Source organism: Duganella sp. CF458 (genome assembly GCF_900113115.1).
Taxonomy (GTDB): Bacteria; Pseudomonadota; Gammaproteobacteria; order Burkholderiales; family Burkholderiaceae_D; genus Rugamonas.
In genome coordinates this window covers 72820-90496 of record NZ_FOOF01000015.1, presented here as the reverse complement: position 1 = coordinate 90496, position 17677 = coordinate 72820, and the positions used below count along the sequence as shown (strand labels likewise).

Here is a 17677-nt window from a genome sequence, read left to right as displayed (position 1 = left end):
GCCCATGAAATCCATGATCAGTGTCATTGCGCTGTGGCTGATGCTGGTGGCTTTGCCCTTCCAGGGCTTCGCCTCGGCCAGCATGCTGCTGTGCGCGGCGGACAGTCCTGCCAAGCCGGTCGCCCAGGCGGTGCCGGGCGGCGAGCACGATCATGCGGCCATGCTGGCCTCTGCCCAGCAGGCCGGCGACAGCGGCGCCGATTGCGCCGGCAGCGCGCACGGCAGCGCCATGGGCGATTGCTGCGTCGGCGCAGCGCTGGCCTACGGCCTGCCGCAACCCGTCTCCCACCCGCAGCTTGCCGAACGCCTGCTGCCGCCCGAACCCGTGCCACCGCTGCCGGTCGACCTTGCCCTTCCCAAACGCCCGCCGCGGGCGATCCTTGCCTGATCCATGCCAGCCGTGGCGGCTGGCCCCATCCTGCGCCCCCGCACAGGACGACCAAGCATTGGAAAGACAAACATGAACCAAGCATTCAAGCCGGCGGCGATGGCCGTCGTGGCTGCGCTGCTCTCCGGTTGCGCCACGTTCTCGAACGATGGCGGCTTCGGCGCAGTGGCGCAAGCCACCAAGAGCCGCAGCGGCGCCGAGACGCGCCTGCTGCGCAACGACAACGACCGGCGCGCGCTGGACGATCAGCTGACAAAGCTGCTGGTCGAGCCGCTCGGCGCCGACACGGCAGTCCGGATCGCACTTTTGAACAACCGCGGCCTGCAGGCGCGCTACTGGGACCTCGGCATCGCCGAAGCGGAACTGGTGCAGGCGGGCCGACTGGCCAACCCAGGTTTCAGTTTCAAGCGCACGCATGGCGGTGGCGAAGTCGGCATCGAACGCACCCTCAGCATGAACTTCATCCAGTTGCTCACGCTGCCGCTGGCCAGCCGCATCGAATCGCAACGTTTCGAGCAGGTAAAGCTGGAACTGGCCGGCGAAGCTGTCGCGATGGCGCACCAGGCCCGCCTGGCCTGGATCGAAGCCGTCGCGGCGCAGCAGGGTGTTGCGTATGCCCAGCAGATCAGCGATGCGGCAGATGCCGGCGGTGAACTGGCGCGCCGCATGCAGGCAGCCGGCAACTGGAGCAAATACGATGCGGCCAAGGAGGAGGCCTTCCACGCCGATGCCATGGCGGACGTGGCGCGTGCCCGCAAAGCCGCCAGCGCCAGCCGCGAGAAACTGACCCGCATCCTCGGCTTGTCCGGTGCCGAAGCCACGGCATACCGCTTGCCGGAGCGCTTGCCTGAGCTCCCGGCAAGTCCGCGCAAGGTAGACGATGCCGAAGCTGCCGCCATGCGCGACCGCCTGGACTTACAGGCCGCCCGACTGTCCGCAGGGCACACGGCCAGTTCGCTGGGCCTGACCAGGACCACGCGCTTCATCAACGTGCTGGAATTGGGCGGCATCAGCGAGCGCGATGGCGAGCGCCGTTCGCATGGCTACGAAATTTCATTGGAGGTGCCGCTGTTCGACTGGGGCGGCGCCCGCGTGGCGCATGCCGAGGCGACCTATATGCAGTCGATCAACCTGTTGGCCGCGGCGGCGACCAATGCCCGTAGCGAGGCGCGCGAAAGCTATCAGGACTACCAGGCTTCCTACGCGCTGGCCAAGCATTACCGCGACGTGGTGATTCCTTTACGGCAGAAGATATCCGAAGAGACCCTGTTGCGCTACAACGGCATGCTGCTGTCCGTGTTCGAACTGCTGGCAGACGCCCGCGAACAGGCTAGCGCCGTCAATAACACCATCACCGCGCTGAAGGAATACTGGATCGCGGACGCCAATCTGGATGCCGCGATTGGCGGTAAAGGAGTGCAGCAATGAATAGTCCTGTCAACAAGCGCCGCTCTTTCCTCGTCAACGGCGCCACCGCCCTGATTGGAGCGGGCCTGGTGAGCCGTGCCGGCGCTGCCGGCTTGCCGGAGGCAGCGGTTCAATCGAATGCTTCGACAGCGCCGCCGCTGATGCCGCCCAACGGCCGTCCATACAATCCGGTGGTGACCTTGAACGGCTGGAGCCTGCCGTGGCGCATGAAGGATGGCGTGAAGGAATTCCACCTGGTCGCCGAGCCGGTGGTGCGTGAGATTGCGCCCGGCATGTATGCCAAGATGTGGGGCTACAACGGCCAGAGCCCTGGGCCGACCATCGAAGTGGTGGAGGGCGACCGGGTGCGCATCTTCGTCACCAACAAGCTGCCGGAGCATACCAGCGTGCACTGGCACGGCCAGATCCTGCCAAGCGGAATGGATGGCGTGTCAGGCGTCAGCCAGCCGGCGATCCAGCCGGGCAAGACCTTCGTCTATGAGTTCGTCGCCAGGCATGCCGGTACTTTCATGTACCATCCTCATGCTGACGAGATGGTGCAGATGGCGATGGGCATGATGGGCTTCTGGGTGACCCACCCGAAAGATCCGCGCCAGCATGCGGTGGACCGCGATTTCGTATTCCTGCTCAGCGCCTACGATATCGAACCCGGGAGCATGGTCCCCAAGGTCAATACGATGACGGACTTTAATATCTGGACATTCAATAGCCGCGTCTTCCCCGCCATCGACCCGCTGGTCGTGCGGCAGGGCGATCGCGTGCGCATCCGCGCCGGCAACCTGACCATGACCAACCACCCGGTCCACATCCACGGCCACCGCTTCGAAGTGACCGGCACCGACGGCGGCTGGGTGCCGCCGACCGCGCGCTGGCCGGAGGTCACCACCGATGTCGCGGTAGGGCAAATGCGCGCCATCGAGTTCATCGCCGACAACCCTGGCGACTGGGCCTTTCACTGCCATAAATCGCACCACACCATGAACGCCATGGGCCACAACGTGCCAACCCTGATCGGGGTGGACCACAAGGGCGTGGCCGAGAAGATCAACAAGCTGGTGCCCGGCTATATGGTGATGGGCGACAAAGGCGGTTCGATGGGTGGCATGGAGATGGAAATTCCCGAGAACACGTTGCCGATGATGACCGGTACCGGCCCGTATGGCGACATCGAGATGGGCGGCATGTTCACGCTGATGAAAGTCCGTCCGGACCAGAAGAAGGGCGATTACACCGATCCTGGCTGGTACAGGGCGCCGAAAGGCACCACGGCTTACGAGTGGACCGGCGAACTGCCGCCACCGGTTTCCGCCCCCAACTCGGCGCCGCCCGCCGGTGTCAAGCCGATGGAAGTGACCCGCGACAAGAAGGGGCACGACCATCACTAAGCAATTGCGCTACCTGGGGAAGTGGAGCCTGCTGGCCGGCATCGTCGCGGTGCTGGCGGGCAGCGCTTCCGCATTCTTCCTGGTGGCGCTGGACGTAGCCACCGCCTGGCGTGAAGCCTATCGCTGGGTGGTGTGGCTGCTGCCGCTGGCCGGTTTTGCCGTCGGCTGGATCTACCTGCACGTGGGTAGCCGCGTCGAAGCGGGCAATAACCTACTGATCGACGAGATCCACGATCCGAAGAATGTGGTGCCGCTGCGGCTTGCGCCGCTGATCCTGTGCAGCACCGTGGTGTCGCATCTGTTCGGCGCTTCCGTCGGGCGTGAAGGCACGGCGGTGCAGATGGGCGGGGCCCTGGCCGACCAGCTCACCCATGTATTCCGCCTGCCGCGCGAGGATCGCAGCGCGGTGCTGATGGCCGGCATCAGTGCCGGTTTCGCTTCGGTGTTCGGCACGCCACTGGCCGGTGCGATCTTCGGACTGGAAGTGCTGGTGGTGGGACGCATGCGCTTTACCGCGATATACCCCTGCATGCTGGCGGCGGTGCTGGCCGACCAGGTCACGCGCGCCTGGGGCGTGGGGCACACGCATTACCCGGCCGGTACGCTGGGCGCGCCCGATGGCCCGCTGCTGCTGGCGCTTGCCGGCATCGTTGCAGCGGGCGTGGTGTTCGGCCTGGTTGGGCGAGCCTTTGCGGCAGCCACGCATGGCTTGTCGGCGTGGTTCAAGGCGCGTTTTGCTTATGCCCCGCTGCGGCCGTTGATTGGCGGAGCGGTGATTGCACTGGTGGTCGGCGCCGGCACTGCGGCGGGAGTCGACTTGCACCGTTATCTTGGCCTGGGCATCGGGCCGATGGTTGAGGCCTTCCGCGTGCCGCTCGAGTGGTGGGATTGGCTCGGCAAGCTTGTTTTCACCGTGACGTCGTTGGGCTCCGGGTTCAAAGGCGGCGAGGTGACGCCGCTATTCAACATCGGCGCTACGCTTGGCAACGTGCTCGCGCCGGTCCTGCACCTGCCGTTCCCGCTATTGGCGGCAATAGGCTTCGTTGCGGTGTTTGCCGGTGCGGCCAATACGCCGCTGGCCTGCACGGTGATGGCGATGGAGTTGTTCGGGCCTGCAATCGGCCCGTATGCAGCGCTGGCCTGTGCGGTTGCCTTCATGTTTTCCGGCCAATCGGGGATTTACCGCGCCCAGCGGCGACCATCAGCCTGATAAGCGCTGCTCCAGGCTCCGCGCGCCAAAAGGCGCATGTGCCTTGACCCGCAGCCTCCACGTACCGAGCATGGCCAGGCCCGCCAGCAGCATGACGTACTGCCCGGGCTCGGGGATGGGCAAGGGCGCGCCGCCAACGGCGATGGCATCGAAGGCCAGTCCGGAATCGAAGTCCTGGTCGTCCCAGTTTGTCACGCCGAATTCGATGCGGTATTTGCCTGCGCTGGCGATGGCATATTGCGCCCGCACCCAGCCGGTGGCGCCACATCCGACGTCATAGCACTCGTCCGAATCGGGCCCCAGGGGCGCCCAATTGGTCTGGCCCGGAGCGATGGCGACCGGGAAGGGCGTCAGCGTCGCCACGGGCGCCGGCATGTCGAAGCCGGGGATGGCATTGCCATTCTCGTTGGTGCGGGCGGTGAACAGCAACGCAACTTGCTGGTTGTCGGCGTCGAGCAGGCGCGCCCAGGCGTAGTCCGCATAACCTGCGCCATCGGTCGTCACGTAGTTGAAGCGGAAATCGAGCGTCGCATTCGCGTCGGCCATGAACGAGACCGAACGCAGGATCGAGCCGTTCGTTGCCTCGCCCAGGCCACCGACGCCGGGCAGCGCGACTTCGCTGTTGGAGTTGTAGCTGGAGATCCAGCCATAGGCGCTTCCGCCGCCCGGTGCGCGACCGACAACTCCATTGCCCCCCAAAGTGCCGCATTGGCCGGTGCAGCGCCATGGTGCTGGAAGGCCGTCGTCGAAGGTGCCGGCGAGGGCAGGCGCGGCCAGTGCCGAGAATGCCGCGCAGGTGGCGAGCATCAAAAAGTTTCTTGTCTTCATTTCGCAGCCCCATCGAAGAGAACGCCATCATTCTCCTCGTGTAGGGTGGATCTGCCGAAAGACTGTCGCTATCGTGCGGAAGGGGACAATAGCCAGGCAGTATAGGACTTGGGCTTGAAGTGCGCCGCGGTAAACGGTCTACCTGAACGGCGCAGCTGGGCCGGGCCAGACCGTGTCGGCCAATGGGCGGCCCTGGCACTGCGATGGGTCGACCATGGCGCCGGTCTGGACGCCGCGGCAGGCCCAGATCTGGCTGCCGTTCTCGCCGGTGTAACGGTCCCAGGCCCATTCACGGTCGGTATGCGGCGCGTAGCTCGGTTCGGAATACCAGTCGTCGCCGTACAGGCCGATCGTGCCGCCGACGCCGATGCTGACGTCGTTATGCTTGCTGGCAGCGACGGCCAGCGCGACCACACCGGCCGCTACCCCAACCGTCACCCAGGTTTCGCGCTCTTTGATAACTTCCGGACAAGATGCCTCGGCCACGCCGCGACGGCCCAGCTCCATGCGCAGGGCATTGGAAAAATGCATGTCGGGCGAGCCCGTGGCAAGTGTCTTGCACATCTCGAACGCGCTAGCCGCCGATGGGTTGGCGTAAAAGCTCTGTGCGCCAATGCCGGCGCAGCCAGTGAGGAGCGCAGCCAGTGCCGCGACGGGAAGCAGGGTTTTCATCCCTTTAGTATAGCAATCCCGCCAGTGCCTCAACGATTTCAGGCCAGACCCAGGCGGCGGGTGTGGAAATCGAACTCATAAATCTCTCCATAACGGCCCCATTCGACAGCGGTGCGCATGATGCGGCGCGCTTGTTCGGGGTCGTTGGATTCGAGTAGTTGCGCCAGCACCTGTTCTTCCGGCAGCGCGCCGTCTGCGGCAGCACGCAGCATGCTGTATATGCGTTGCGGCAGTGCGACGTGCGCCAGCAATTGGCGGCCGAAAATAGCCTGGCGCCCCGCATGGTCGGCCGCCTCGTAGCGGCGGCCAAGCGCCGTCATGGTGATGTCGCCGCCTTCCACCGTCGCCAGTCCGAGCTGGGACAGCGCTTCGCAGGCCGGGAACAGGGCTTCGTCCGGCAGTTCGCTTTCGTCGGACAGGCGCGGCAGGTCGGCGCGGCCTTCGAAGGGTTCGGATGCCAGCAGGGACAATACCGCTTCGATCAGCTCGATGTCGGCATCGGGCAGACGGTAATCGGGGCCTGCTTCGCGTACCGGGCTGGCGGCGGGTGCGCGCATGGTCATCAGGCCATACACTTCGTCCACCAGTTGGCGCACGGCCGGGCTGTCCGGATTGCGCGGGCGCGGCAGGTCGATGCGGATCTCGGTGCGGATGCGGCCTGGATCGCTGGAGAGCATGATGATCCGGTCCGACATCATCACCGCCTCCTCGATATTGTGCGAAACCACCAGGATGCCGCGCGTGGGAATGCGGCCGTGGTCCCACAGCTCGAGGATGTCGTTGCGCAGGGTTTCGCCGGTCAGCACGTCGAGCGCGGAAAACGCTTCGTCCATCAAGAGCACGTCCGGATTCGTCACCAGGGCGCGCGCGATGCCCACGCGCTGGCGCATGCCGCCGGACAGCTCGCGCGGCAAGGCGCCTTCGAAGCCCGACAGGCCCATCAAGTCCAGCATGGCCCCGCTGCGGGCTGCCCGCTCGGCAGGCGCGAGGCCTTGCGCCTCCAGGCCCAGTTCCACATTCTGCTGCACGGTCAGCCAGGGGAAGAGGGCGAACGACTGGAACACCATGGCGATGCCCGGCACCGGCTCGGCCAGCGGCGCGCCGCGATACCTGGCCGCGCCGGCATCGGCCTGCACCAGGCCGGCGATAATGCGCAGCAGGGTCGATTTGCCGGAGCCCGATTTGCCAAGCAGAGCGACGATCTCGCCCGACTCCAGTGCAAAGTCGACGCCATCGAGTACGGTGCGGCTGGCGCCATCGCCAGTGCGGAAGGATTTGCCGACGCCTTGCAGGTCGACCAGGGTTTCTTTTTTCATGCCTGCTCCTGATACAAACGGCTCCAAACGAAGCGGTTGATTGCCATTACAAATACACACATCACGCCGATGCCAAGCACAATGCGGGGGAAGTCGCCGGCATCGGTCATCTGCTTCACATAGCTGCCCAGGCCATGGGCCACCAGCGTGGTTTTGCCCCAGGTGACGTATTCGGCTACGATGCTGGCGTTCCACGAGCCGCCGCTGGCGGTGACGGCGCCGGTGACATAGCTGGGGAATACCCCCGACAGGTAGACGCGCCGCCATTTCAGCCAGCCTTTCAGGCCCAGGTTCGCCGTTGCCAGCCGCAGGTCGGTGGACAGGGTGGACGCCCCCGCGACAACATTGAACAGGATGTACCACTGGGTGCCGAACACCATCAGGGGGCTGAGCCAGATGTCCGGATTGAGGCCCAGGTGCAGCACCGCGTACACCACCACCGGGAACAGCAGGTTGACCGGGAACGCGGCCAGGAACTGCGCCACTGCCTGGATTTTCTGCGCATAACGCGGGCGCAAGCCGATCCACACCGCCACCGGCACCCAGAACAGGGAAGCCAGCGTAATCAGCACCGCCACGCGGGCCAGTGTCGCCAGGCCGAGCCCGAACACGTTGGCCGCTTCGCGCCATCCGACTTCGGTGTGGATGAAGGCAGCCACGCGATAGCTGGCCCACACCGCGAGCACCAGCAGCAGCGCATCGGCGGCACGCGACGGCAGGCGCCAGCGGCGCGCGGCCTTGCCTGCGCCGGCCGCGTCGACCGGACGGGCAGGGAACCAGCGCAGGGTGGCGCGCATCAGCTTCCAGGCCCGGTCGGCCAGGCCGCTGGTGATGCGGCTGCGGCGCACCCAGTCCAGCAGCCAGGAACGCCGGCCCGCTTCGCCATCCAGTTCTTCGAAGCGGAACTTGTCCGCCCACACCAGCAGCGGACGGAAGAAAAGCTGGTCGTACATGACGATGCCGACAAACATGGCGCCGATGGCCCAGGCGATGGCGCGGCCATTTTCCGCCTCGATCGCCACCGCGATGTAGGCGCCGATGCCCGGCAGCTTGACGTCCTGCCCGGCGACGGAGATCGCCTCCGCAGCCACCAGGAAGAACCAGCCGCCCGACATCGACATCATCATGTTCCACAGCAGGCCGGGCATGGCGAACGGCAGTTCCAGGCGCCAGAAGCGCTGCCAGGCGGAGAGGCGGAACATGCGGCTCGCCTCGCGCAATTCGGCCGGCACGGCGCGCATCGACTGGTACAGGCTGAATGCCATGTTCCAGGCTTGCGAGGTGAAGATCGCGAAAATGGCCGCGCACTCGACCCCCAGCTGCCTGCCAGGGAACAGGGCGATGAACGGCGCGATGGCGATCGCCTGGAACCCCAGCACCGGCACCGACTGCAGCACGTCCAGCAGCGGCACCAGGACTTTTTCAGCCAGCCGGTATTTGGCCGCCACCGCCGCGAACACGAAGGCGAACAGCAGCGAGACGCCCAACGCGGCAAACATGCGCAGGATGGTGCGCAACAGGTAATACGGCAGCGCGGCCGGATCGAGGCTGACGGCCATCGGTTGTCCCAGCACGAAGGGGCGCGCCATCTGCATGGCGCCATAGGCAACAGCGAGCAGCACCGCCAGCACGAGCGGCAGCAATGCCCAGTCCCAGCGATTGGGACGTGTAGTGATAGATGCGAACATCAGGCTCTCCGCAAGGATGCGGGCCCGCGATCGTGCGCGCTTGAATCATCATCCGCTGATGGCAGATGACGGAGGGACAGGAGCCCAGGACGTGATCGTGCCGTTATGCGATGCCGAAGTGAATTCGGTGCCAACTATGACTCGAACAAGTGCCCATGAAAGGGGGCTCCAAAATATGATAACGGGGCGCAGTGTAGGCGGATGGGATCGCCAGAGTCAACTTAGGGAATCACCTAATTTAAGCGGACGTTAAGCCGCGCGCCTGTTAAAATTTCAACATTTCCCAGGCGAAAGGCGCCAGGGTCTTTTTCAGGAAGCGCACTGTGACCATCTCCGAAAGCACTGAAACCTTCTTCAATAAAACCGTCACCGCTTTTGACCCGGCGTTGCCGGTCGACCTGTCCGGCGACAAAGTCTACCGTCTGGCGCTCGAATATGACGACGAACGCAAGATGCCGGACCTGCTCGATCAATTCCTGCAAAGCGCCGACAAGTCGAAGCTTGACGCGCTGGTGTTCGGCATGTGGGGCGAACCTTACGAGGAAAGCGCCGACGACGTCATCGCGGCCCTGGTTGCCCACGCGCCGGAACTGCCTGCGCTGCGCGCATTGTTCATTGGCGACATGACGTTTGAAGAATGCGAGATTTCGTGGATCGTGCAGGGCGACTACACGCCTTTGCTGAAGGCGTTTCCAAAGCTGGAAGAATTGCGCATTCGCGGTGCACAGGACCTGGCGCTGGAGCCGGTGACGCATACGGCTCTGCGCAAGCTGACCATCGAATCGGGTGGCCTGCCGTCTGAAGTGGTGGAAGCGCTGATCGGCTCTTCGCTGCCGGCCCTGGAGCATCTTGAAGTGTGGCTGGGCTCCGAGGATTATGGCTTCGACGGCGACGTTGAATTGTACCGCCGCTTGCTGGGTGCACTGGCCGGCCCGTCGCTGCGCTACCTTGGCCTGCGCGACTCCGAGATCTCCGACGAGTTGGCCGAGTGGCTGGCTGGCGAAGAAATTGTCGGCCGACTGCACACGCTGGACCTGTCGCTGGGCACGCTGGGCGATGAAGGGGCGCGCGCTTTGCTGGACAGCCCTCACGTGCGTGCACTGCGCCGCCTCGACCTGTCGCATCACTACATCTCCCCGGAGGTGCAGGAGAATTTGAAGGCCTTGCCGCTGGAAGTGGTACTCGATGACGCACAGGAAGACGACGATGGCGACCGCTACGTCGCCGTTGGAGAGTAAGACATTGCCAAGCCGCCTGGTTCTATTGGGCGCAGCCGGTGGAAAACGCATCCGGCTGACGCAACAGGCCCGCACTTCGGCCGGCTTGCCGCCGGCCGAAGTGCTTGAATGGCGCGATTGGCTGGCAGCGCCAGGGAAGTTGAGCGGCATGCTGGAGCGGCCCTGTGTATTCAAGATGGAACCTCCCGGCGACGATCCGGCCGCCCAGGCACGGTTGTTGGCCGACGGCTGCATGGTCGATGGCGTCGCTATGCCAGGCCCGCTGGAGCACGGCGAGATCGCGGTCTGCGGCGCCTGGTTCAAAGGCCTGGAGGGTGCCTTGCAGCGCCTGGAGCAGCAACTGGCAGGCATGCCACATGTGCGTGTCATGAACTCCCCGGGCGAAGCCTTGCTGATGACGGACAAGCTGGCTTGCCAGCAGCATCTCGCAGGGCATCATGTGCCCATTGCGCCGTTGCTGGGCACGGTGCAAGGCTACGATCATTTCCGCTCCTTGCTCGATCAGCACGGCCTGGACCGGGCCTTCATCAAGACCCGCTACGGCTCCAGTGCATCCGGCGTGGTTGCCTACCGCCGCAACCGGCGTGGCGACGAACAGGCCACCACTTCGGCGCAACTGGTGGACGGCACCGGCGGCGCGCGGCTGTACAACGCGAAGCGCATGAGCCGCTATCACCAGGCCGCCGACATTCGAACCTTGCTCGACCTTCTCGCGAAACAGCAGGCCTACGCGGAAGGGTGGCTGCCCAAGCCGCGCGCAGGCAATGGCCACTACGACATCCGCGTACTCACGCTGGCGGGCCAGCCGGCGCACCGGGTGGCCCGCATCGGCACGCGCATGATGACCAACCTGCACCTGGATAGCCGCCGTGCCGAAACCGAAAGCCTGCTCGACCCCGCGTCGTTGCTGGCGCTGGAGAACGTCGCACGACAGGCGGCGCAGGCCTTCCCCGCCAGCCACATCATCGGGCTGGACCTGGTGGCGCAGCGCGGCCAGGCGCATGTGCTGGAAGCGAATGCTTTCGGCGACCTCCTTCCCGGCTTGCTCTGGCAGGGGCAGGATACCTACACGGCACAATGGAAAAGCTTCACGCAATGACTCTGCCGGCACACAGCATTCCCGATATGAACCAGGTGGTGGGCAGCCACGACATCCTGTTCATCACGCTCGATACGCTGCGCTACGACGTCGCGCAGCAATTGTACGAGGCAGGTGAACTGCCCGTGCTCGGGCGCCATCTCCCGCCGGGCGGCTGGGAGCGACGCCATACGCCGGCCAGTTTCACCTATGCCGCGCACCATGCCTTCTTTGCCGGATTCCTGCCGACGCCGGACAGTCCCGGCCCGCATCCACGCCTGTTTGCCACGGCATTTCGCGGCAGCGAGACGACTTCCGCGCATACCTGCGTGTTCGAACAGGAGAGTATTCCCTCCGGCCTGGCAGCGGCGGGCTACCATACCGTCTGCATCGGCGGCGTTGGTTTTTTCAACAAACAGACCGCGTTGGGATGCGTCCTGCCGTCGATGTTCGCCGAAAGCCACTGGTCGCACTCGATGGGAGTTGACGCCCCCGCTTCCACCGCGAACCAGGCGGCGCTGGCGCAGCAACGCCTGCAGGCTGCAGGTGAGCGGCGCGTGCTGCTGTTCCTGAACGTGGCGGCGATCCACAAGCCAAACCGGGTCTACCTGCGTGGCTGCAAAGCCGACAGCCTGGACAGCCATGCCGCCGCGCTGCGCTATGTCGACCGCGAGCTGGAACCGCTGCTGGCCGCCTGTGCGGCGCGCGCACCGACCTTTGTCATCATCTGTTCCGATCACGGCAGCGCATATGGGGAAGCCGGCTTCCAGGGGCATCGCCTGGCGCATGAAACCGTGTGGAACGTCCCTTACGCGCATTTTTTCCTTAACTCGCCCGGAGCGACGCGATCTTGAACCACCCCGTCCCCGCCAGCACACTGGCGCAACGCATGCGGCAAACGCCGTACCAGGCGTATTCCTACTCCTATCCGCACAAGTCCGCGTACCGGACCCTGGAGCAGCCCATGCCGCTGCAACCATTGTGGGCGGGCGAAGACCGCTCGGCCTTGTTCGGCTACATCCACGTCCCGTTCTGTGAGATGCGCTGCGGCTTTTGCAACCTGTTCGCGATGGCCAATCCCGGCGACGAGCTGGTGGAACGCTACGTATCCCAGGTAGTACGCCAGATGCGGGTGCTGACCGATGTGCTGGGAGAGCGGCGGTTTGCCCGCTTCGCACTGGGCGGCGGCACGCCAACCTTCCTGCAGCCACGCCAGCTTGAGACCTTGCTGCGGACCGCCGAGGACATTCTTGGTATTCGTTTGCAGGACACTCCCGCCGGCATCGAGGCTTCGCCGGAAACCGCGACCGCGGACAAACTGGCGGTGTGCCGCTCGATGGGCATCGACCGCGTCAGCCTCGGCATCCAGAGCTTCTCTGCCCCTGAAATGCGCGCATTGGCGAGGCCGCAGCAAAATGACGCGGTGCGCAGCGCCATTGCGCGCATTCGCGAAGCCGGTTTCCCGACCCTCAACCTGGACCTGATCTACGGTATCGCCGGGCAATCGATTGCCAGCCTGCTGGCCTCGATCGACAGTGCGCTGGAGTTCATGCCGGAAGAACTGTACCTGTATCCGCTCTACGTGCGCCAGCACACCGGATTGGGCAAACTGGCGCAGCGGCGGGCGGCGGGAAGCTTCGACACGATCCCGCTGGCTCCCGATGGCGACAGCCGCCTGCAACTGTATATCGCGGCGCGCGACCACCTCCGCGCGCGGGGGTATGTGCAGGTTTCGATGCGCATGTTCCGTGCGCCCCATGCTCCCGACCAGGCGGGTCCTTCCTACTGCTGCCAGAACGACGGCATGGTGGGTTTTGGCACCGGCGCCCGTTCCTATACGCGCGGGCTGCATTATTCAACCGATTACGCAGTGGGGCGCGCTGGCACGATGGACATTATCAAGGGCTATCTCGCTTACGAAGAGGGGGATTTCATGGAAGCGCGCCATGGCTTCCAGCTTGGATTGGACGAACAGCGGCGTCGCTATGTGATCCAGTCGCTGCTGACGGATCCCGGCCTCGATTTGCAGGCCTATGCGGCGCGTTTCGGCAGCACATGCCTGGAGGATTTGCCGGATCTGAGGGAGCTGGACGCACTCGGCCTGGCCGAGCGATCCGGCGCCATCCTTCGCCTGAACGACCTGGGCTACGCCTATGCCGACACCATTGGCCCATGGCTGGCATCCGGGCGCGTACAGGAGCTGATGTCCAATGGCGGCGCGTCGTGCTGAACGCCGGAGCCCAGGCGACGCTTTCGCTGCTGTACCGCGGTACCCTGGAGAGCTGCAACTACGATTGCGGCTACTGCCCCTTCGCCAAGCGCAAGGATAGCCGCGCCAGGCTGGCAAAGGATGCCGCGGAAGTCGCGCGCTTCGTAGCGTGGGCGGGGCAGCAGGAGCGCCATCTGCGCATCCAGTTCACCCCGTGGGGCGAGGCACTGGTGCGGCGCCATTACCGCGAGGCGGTGCAGGCGCTGGCGGCGATGCCGCATGTCCAGCAAGTATCCGTGCAGACCAATCTGGCAGCACCGCTGTCCTGGCTGGAGCACGTCGATCTGGCCAAGGTGATGCTGTGGTGCACCTATCACCCTGGACAGACTTCGCAACAACGGTTCATCGAGCGTTGCGCGCGTCTCGACAAGATGGGGATACGCTTTTCCGTTGGCGTGGTCGCAATGCGCGAGCATTTCAGCGCCATCCGCGAACTGCGGTCGGCGCTGCCGCCGGGCCAGTATCTCTGGCTGAACGCCTACGACCGGCGCGGGCCAGGCTACTACACGGCGGACGACCTGGCATGGCTGGATGCGATCGATCCCTGGTTCGTTTATAACCGGCGCCCGGCACCGTCACGCGGCAGCCCCTGCGCCGCAGGCCAGGAAGTGATTGCCGTCGATGGCGATGGGGAGGTGCAACGTTGCCATTTCATCCCCCAGCGGCTGGGAAATTTGTACCGCGATTCGCTGGACTCGATGGTGGGCGAACGTCCATGCAGCCGCTTGAAATGCGATTGCTTCATTGGATATGCGCATCGGCGGGATTTGCCATTCGGGCGGGATTTCGGCACCGGAACGCTGGCGCGTATTCCCTTGCGTTTTCAGGTACTGGAAGCCTGACAGGAGAGTGCCCCGGGCCGGAATCGAACCGGCACGGCCTTGCGGCCAACGGATTTTAAGTCCGGTGTGTCTACCAATTTCACCACCGGGGCATGCTTGAAGCCCGCTATTATGACATGTCTGTTGGTTAACTTCCAGTAGTGGCAATTCCGACAACGCTTGAAATCGTCACGGAATGTTGTAGCATGCTGGTCGCAGAATCCCTGGAAAGACCACATGCAAATCAAGATTAACGACGTCCTGCGGGACTATATCGAACCGTTGACCGAGGCCGAGCGGACCGCGCTGGAACGCAGCCTGCTGGCCGAAGGTTGCCGCGATGCGCTGGTGCTGTGGAACGATGTTCTGGTCGATGGCCACAACCGCTACTCGATCTGCCAGCAGCATGGCATTCCCTACAAAGTCACCCAGAACACGAGCTTCAAGGATATTGAAGACGTGATGCTGTGGATGATCGACAACCACCTGGGCCGCCGCAGCGTGTCGGACTTCCAGCGTGGTGTGCTGGCGCTGCGCCAGCAGGAAATCATCGCCAAGCGTGAACAGCTTGTGAAAGAGCAGGCCAAGGCGGAAGATGCCGCCATTGCGCCGCCCGACCCGGAAGCCGAAGAAGCGGCGCCACCGCCAAAGCCGAAAGCCAAACGCGAAGATATTGCCCGTGCCGCGCGCTTGAGCGCCAATACCCTGGGCCAGATCGAAAAAATCACCCGCAGCGCTACGCCGGAGCTGGTGGAAGCCGTGCGTTCCGGTACGATCTCGATCAATGCCGCCGCCACCGTGGCCTCGCTGTCGGAAGATGACCAGAAGTCGGCTGTCGCCGGTGGCCGGAAGTTCCTGCAGCAGGCTGCCCGCGAGATCCGCGAACAGCGCGCCGCCAACCGCCCCGCGAAAGCGCCGAAAGAGGATGCAGGTGAAGGGCATTACGAAGCGTCGGAACGTCCGGCGCCGCTGACCGAGGTGGAAGTACTGCGCCTCGAAATCTCGCAACTGAAGGAGAAGAATGCCGCGCTGCGGGCGGAAAACGCCGAACTGCGCGAACGCATTGCACAACTGGTGGAGCAATAAAGCATGCTTAAGCTGAGTACCGCGCTGGTCGCGTTCTGTGCCATTCCTGCGATTGCCGCGCCGGCCGCCCCTCAGGCGGCGGGTGCATTGAGTCCCGCCGAAGTGCTGCGCCTGCAAGCGATTGCCAAGCGTGTCACCATCCTGCGCGACAAATGGGGCATTCCGCATGTTTATGGCAAGACCGACGCCGACGCGGTATTCGGCATGATGTATGCGCAGTCGGAAGATGATTTCAAGCGCATTGAACTGAATTTCATCAACGCCATGGGCCGCCTGGCCGAAGTGGAAGGCGAGAAGGCCCTGTACCAGGACCTGCGCATGAAGCTCTTCATCACGCCCGAGCAGTTGAAGGCGCAGTACAAGGCGAGCCCGGATTGGCTGAAGAAACTGATGGTGGCCTGGGCCGACGGCTTGAACTTCTACCTGCACACCCACCCGAAGGTGCAGCCGCGCCTGCTGGCGCGCTTCGAGCCCTGGATGGCACTCAGTTTCAGCGAAGGCAGCATCGGCGGCGACATCGAAACCGTCAACATCGAACAGTTGAAGGCGTTCTACAGCAAGCATCCGGCGCCTGCGCTGGCGGCGGCCGGCAGCGACCTCGATAACGAACCGCGCGGTTCGAACGGCTTTGCCATAGCCCCGGCACTGAGCAGATCCGGGCATGCGCTGTTGATGATCAATCCGCACACTTCGTTCTACTTCCGGCCCGAGATTCATGTGAACAGCCAGGAAGGCCTGAATGCCTATGGCGCGGTGACCTGGGGCCAGTTCTTCGTCTATCAGGGATTCAACGACCGCATCGGCTGGATGCACACCTCCGGCGGTGGGGACGTGATCGACGAATACCTGGAAACGGTAGTCGAGAAGAACGGCAAGTTCTTCTACCAGTACGGCAAGGAGCTGCGTCCATTCCTCGTCGAGCATGTGCGCCTGCCTTACAAGTCCGCCGACGGCAGCAAGGCGGAGAAGACCGTGACAGCGTATTTCACGCACCGCGGTCCGGTGGTGCGGGAGCAGAACGGCAAATGGGTGTCCGTGGCCATGATGAATGAGCCGCTGAAGGCGCTGACGCAATCGTTCATCCGTACCAAGGCGCGCAACTATCCGGCCTTTTACAAGTCTATGGAGCTGCGCACCAATTCCTCCAACAACACCGTGTACGCCGACGCGGATGGCAATATCGCCTACTTCCACGGCAATTTCATGCCGGTGCGCGACCCGCGTTTCGACTACACCAAACCGGTCGACGGCGCCGAACCGGCGACCGATTGGAAAGGCTTGCACCAGGTGCGCGAAACCATCCAGCTTTTCAATCCACGGAACGGCTGGATCCAGAACACCAACAACTGGCCATTCTCGGCGGCCGGCGCCTTCAGCCCGCGCCCTGAAAACTATCCGGCTTATATGTCGGTCAACCCCGAGAACGCGCGCGGCATTCATGCGGTGCGCGTGCTGCAAGGGAAGACGGACTTCACCATCGACAGCCTGATCGCGGCAGCTTACGACAGCCAGTTGACGGCCTTCGAACCGCTGCTGCCGTTACTGGTGCGCGCTTATGACGAAGCACCGGCCAGCGACCTGTCCAAGGCTGCGGTGATCGAACAGGTTACGCTGCTGCGCGATTGGGATCTGCGCTATTCGCTGACATCGGTGCCGACTTCCGTGGCCATCTATTGGTTGCAGGACCAGGTAAAACAGTACGGCCGGGCCGCGAAAGAGAAGGGCATCCCGATGCTCGATTACCTGGAAACCCAGCTCACGTCGAAGCAGCGCCTGGAAGCACTGGTGCGCGCGTCGAACAAGCTGGCGGCGGACTTTGGCAGCTGGAAGACCCCCTGGGGCGAGATCAACCGCTTCCAGCGCCTGACCGGCGACATCGTGCAACCGTTTGACGACAACAAGCCAAGCATCCCGGTGCCTTACGCGTCCGGCAATTACGGCGCGCTGGCCGCCTACGGCATGACGTCGCAACTGCGCACCAAACGCATGTATGGCGAGCGCGGCAATAGCTTTGTGGCGGCCGTGGAATTCGGCCCCAAGGTCAAGGCGAAGAGCATCCTGGCCGGCGGCCAGAGCGGCGATCCGGCATCGCCGCACTTCAGCGACCAGGCCGAGATGTATGCGCGTGGCGAGTTCAAGGACGTGTTGTTCTACAAGGAAGACATCGAAAAGAACCTGGAACGCAAGTACCGCCCGGGTGAATAAGGTTCACGTTTGAGATAGCGCAAAGTCCTCCCCTGACTGGCAGGCGCACAATGAAGTGACAAACT

15 protein-coding genes and 1 tRNA gene are annotated in these 17677 nt (G+C 64.0%); 11 read left to right on the top strand and 5 right to left on the bottom strand.

Going from position 1 to position 17677, the window contains the following annotated elements:
- Positions 1-4: 4 nt before the first annotated feature.
- From BM269_RS22100 to BM269_RS22085, 4 genes are all read left to right on the top strand, one after another.
- Complete coding sequence (locus BM269_RS22100) at positions 5-388, top strand: hypothetical protein (protein WP_139232827.1); 384 nt, start codon at positions 5-7, stop codon at positions 386-388.
- A 72-nt stretch (positions 389-460) separates the two neighbouring features.
- Complete coding sequence (locus BM269_RS22095) at positions 461-1816, top strand: TolC family protein (protein ID WP_229204746.1); 1356 nt, start codon at positions 461-463, stop codon at positions 1814-1816.
- Positions 1813-3201 (top strand): multicopper oxidase family protein, encoded by a 1389-nt coding sequence (locus BM269_RS22090; protein ID WP_090442215.1) that lies wholly within the window; start codon positions 1813-1815, stop codon positions 3199-3201. Before BM269_RS22095 ends, BM269_RS22090 begins: the two co-directional genes overlap by 4 nt.
- 4 nt (positions 3202-3205) lie before the next feature.
- Positions 3206-4411: a voltage-gated chloride channel family protein gene (locus BM269_RS22085; RefSeq protein ID WP_229204745.1), complete on the top strand. Its 1206-nt coding sequence runs from the start codon at positions 3206-3208 to the stop codon at positions 4409-4411.
- Here BM269_RS22085 and BM269_RS29685 read toward each other — a convergent pair.
- The 4 genes from BM269_RS29685 to BM269_RS22065 form a co-directional block, all read right to left on the bottom strand.
- Positions 4403-5239 (bottom strand): NF038132 family protein, encoded by an 837-nt coding sequence (locus BM269_RS29685; RefSeq protein WP_211482736.1) that lies wholly within the window; start codon positions 5237-5239, stop codon positions 4403-4405. The genes BM269_RS22085 and BM269_RS29685 overlap by 9 nt on opposite strands.
- 138 nt (positions 5240-5377) lie before the next feature.
- Positions 5378-5911 carry a hypothetical protein gene (locus tag BM269_RS22075; RefSeq protein WP_090442210.1) on the bottom strand — a complete coding sequence of 178 codons (534 nt, stop codon included), beginning with the start codon at positions 5909-5911 and terminating at the stop codon, positions 5378-5380.
- 38 nt (positions 5912-5949) lie between these two features.
- The gene (locus BM269_RS22070) at positions 5950-7227 is read right to left on the bottom strand and encodes an ABC transporter ATP-binding protein (RefSeq protein ID WP_090442207.1); all 1278 of its coding nucleotides are present in this window, start codon (positions 7225-7227) and stop codon (positions 5950-5952) included.
- Complete coding sequence (locus BM269_RS22065) at positions 7224-8915, bottom strand: ABC transporter permease (RefSeq protein WP_090442203.1); 1692 nt, start codon at positions 8913-8915, stop codon at positions 7224-7226. Before BM269_RS22065 ends, BM269_RS22070 begins: the two co-directional genes overlap by 4 nt.
- 323 nt (positions 8916-9238) lie before the next feature.
- Here BM269_RS22065 and BM269_RS22060 point away from each other — a divergent pair, with 323 nt between their 5' ends.
- Genes BM269_RS22060 through BM269_RS22040 form a run of 5 tightly spaced genes read left to right on the top strand, consistent with a single transcriptional unit; the run spans position 9239 to position 14342 of the window.
- The gene (locus tag BM269_RS22060; protein WP_090442200.1) at positions 9239-10153 is read left to right on the top strand and encodes an STM4015 family protein; all 915 of its coding nucleotides are present in this window, start codon (positions 9239-9241) and stop codon (positions 10151-10153) included.
- Entirely contained in the window at positions 10122-11252 is a 1131-nt protein-coding gene (locus BM269_RS22055; protein WP_139232826.1) for an STM4014 family protein, read from the top strand. The genes BM269_RS22060 and BM269_RS22055 overlap by 32 nt, the downstream gene beginning before the upstream one ends.
- Positions 11249-12085 (top strand): STM4013/SEN3800 family hydrolase, encoded by an 837-nt coding sequence (locus BM269_RS22050; RefSeq protein ID WP_229204744.1) that lies wholly within the window; start codon positions 11249-11251, stop codon positions 12083-12085. The genes BM269_RS22055 and BM269_RS22050 overlap by 4 nt, the downstream gene beginning before the upstream one ends.
- Positions 12082-13461, top strand: coding sequence for an STM4012 family radical SAM protein (locus BM269_RS22045; protein ID WP_229204743.1), 1380 nt, complete (start codon positions 12082-12084; stop codon positions 13459-13461). Before BM269_RS22050 ends, BM269_RS22045 begins: the two co-directional genes overlap by 4 nt.
- Positions 13455-14342 (top strand): STM4011 family radical SAM protein, encoded by an 888-nt coding sequence (locus BM269_RS22040; protein ID WP_229204742.1) that lies wholly within the window; start codon positions 13455-13457, stop codon positions 14340-14342. The genes BM269_RS22045 and BM269_RS22040 overlap by 7 nt, the downstream gene beginning before the upstream one ends.
- 8 nt (positions 14343-14350) lie before the next feature.
- On the opposite strand, the gene BM269_RS22035 is transcribed toward BM269_RS22040, so the two are convergent.
- Positions 14351-14434: transfer RNA gene (locus BM269_RS22035), tRNA-Leu, on the bottom strand.
- Between the two features lie 124 nt (positions 14435-14558).
- On the opposite strand from BM269_RS22035, the gene BM269_RS22030 reads away from it, so the two are divergent.
- Complete coding sequence (locus BM269_RS22030; protein ID WP_090442188.1) at positions 14559-15407, top strand: hypothetical protein; 849 nt, start codon at positions 14559-14561, stop codon at positions 15405-15407.
- A gap of 3 nt (positions 15408-15410) precedes the next feature.
- On the top strand, positions 15411-17612 hold the full coding sequence (locus BM269_RS22025; protein WP_090442185.1) for a penicillin acylase family protein: 2202 nt from the start codon (positions 15411-15413) through the stop codon (positions 17610-17612).
- Positions 17613-17677: the final 65 nt, after the last annotated feature.

Excerpts from the sequence above, each read along its gene's own strand:
- BM269_RS22100 (WP_139232827.1), top strand. The coding sequence starts at position 5 with ATGAAATCCATGATCAGTGTCATTGCGCTGTGGCTGATGCTGGTGGCT.
- BM269_RS22095 (WP_229204746.1), top strand. The coding sequence starts at position 461 with ATGAACCAAGCATTCAAGCCGGCGGCGATGGCCGTCGTGGCTGCGCTG.
- BM269_RS22090 (WP_090442215.1), top strand. The coding sequence starts at position 1,813 with ATGAATAGTCCTGTCAACAAGCGCCGCTCTTTCCTCGTCAACGGCGCC.
- BM269_RS29685 (WP_211482736.1), bottom strand. The coding sequence starts at position 5,239 with ATGAAGACAAGAAACTTTTTGATGCTCGCCACCTGCGCGGCATTCTCG.
- BM269_RS22075 (WP_090442210.1), bottom strand. The coding sequence starts at position 5,911 with ATGAAAACCCTGCTTCCCGTCGCGGCACTGGCTGCGCTCCTCACTGGC.
- BM269_RS22070 (WP_090442207.1), bottom strand. The coding sequence starts at position 7,227 with ATGAAAAAAGAAACCCTGGTCGACCTGCAAGGCGTCGGCAAATCCTTC.
- BM269_RS22065 (WP_090442203.1), bottom strand. The coding sequence starts at position 8,915 with ATGTTCGCATCTATCACTACACGTCCCAATCGCTGGGACTGGGCATTG.
- BM269_RS22055 (WP_139232826.1), top strand. The coding sequence starts at position 10,122 with ATGGCGACCGCTACGTCGCCGTTGGAGAGTAAGACATTGCCAAGCCGC.
- BM269_RS22050 (WP_229204744.1), top strand. The coding sequence starts at position 11,249 with ATGACTCTGCCGGCACACAGCATTCCCGATATGAACCAGGTGGTGGGC.
- BM269_RS22030 (WP_090442188.1), top strand. The coding sequence starts at position 14,559 with ATGCAAATCAAGATTAACGACGTCCTGCGGGACTATATCGAACCGTTG.
- BM269_RS22025 (WP_090442185.1), top strand. The coding sequence starts at position 15,411 with ATGCTTAAGCTGAGTACCGCGCTGGTCGCGTTCTGTGCCATTCCTGCG.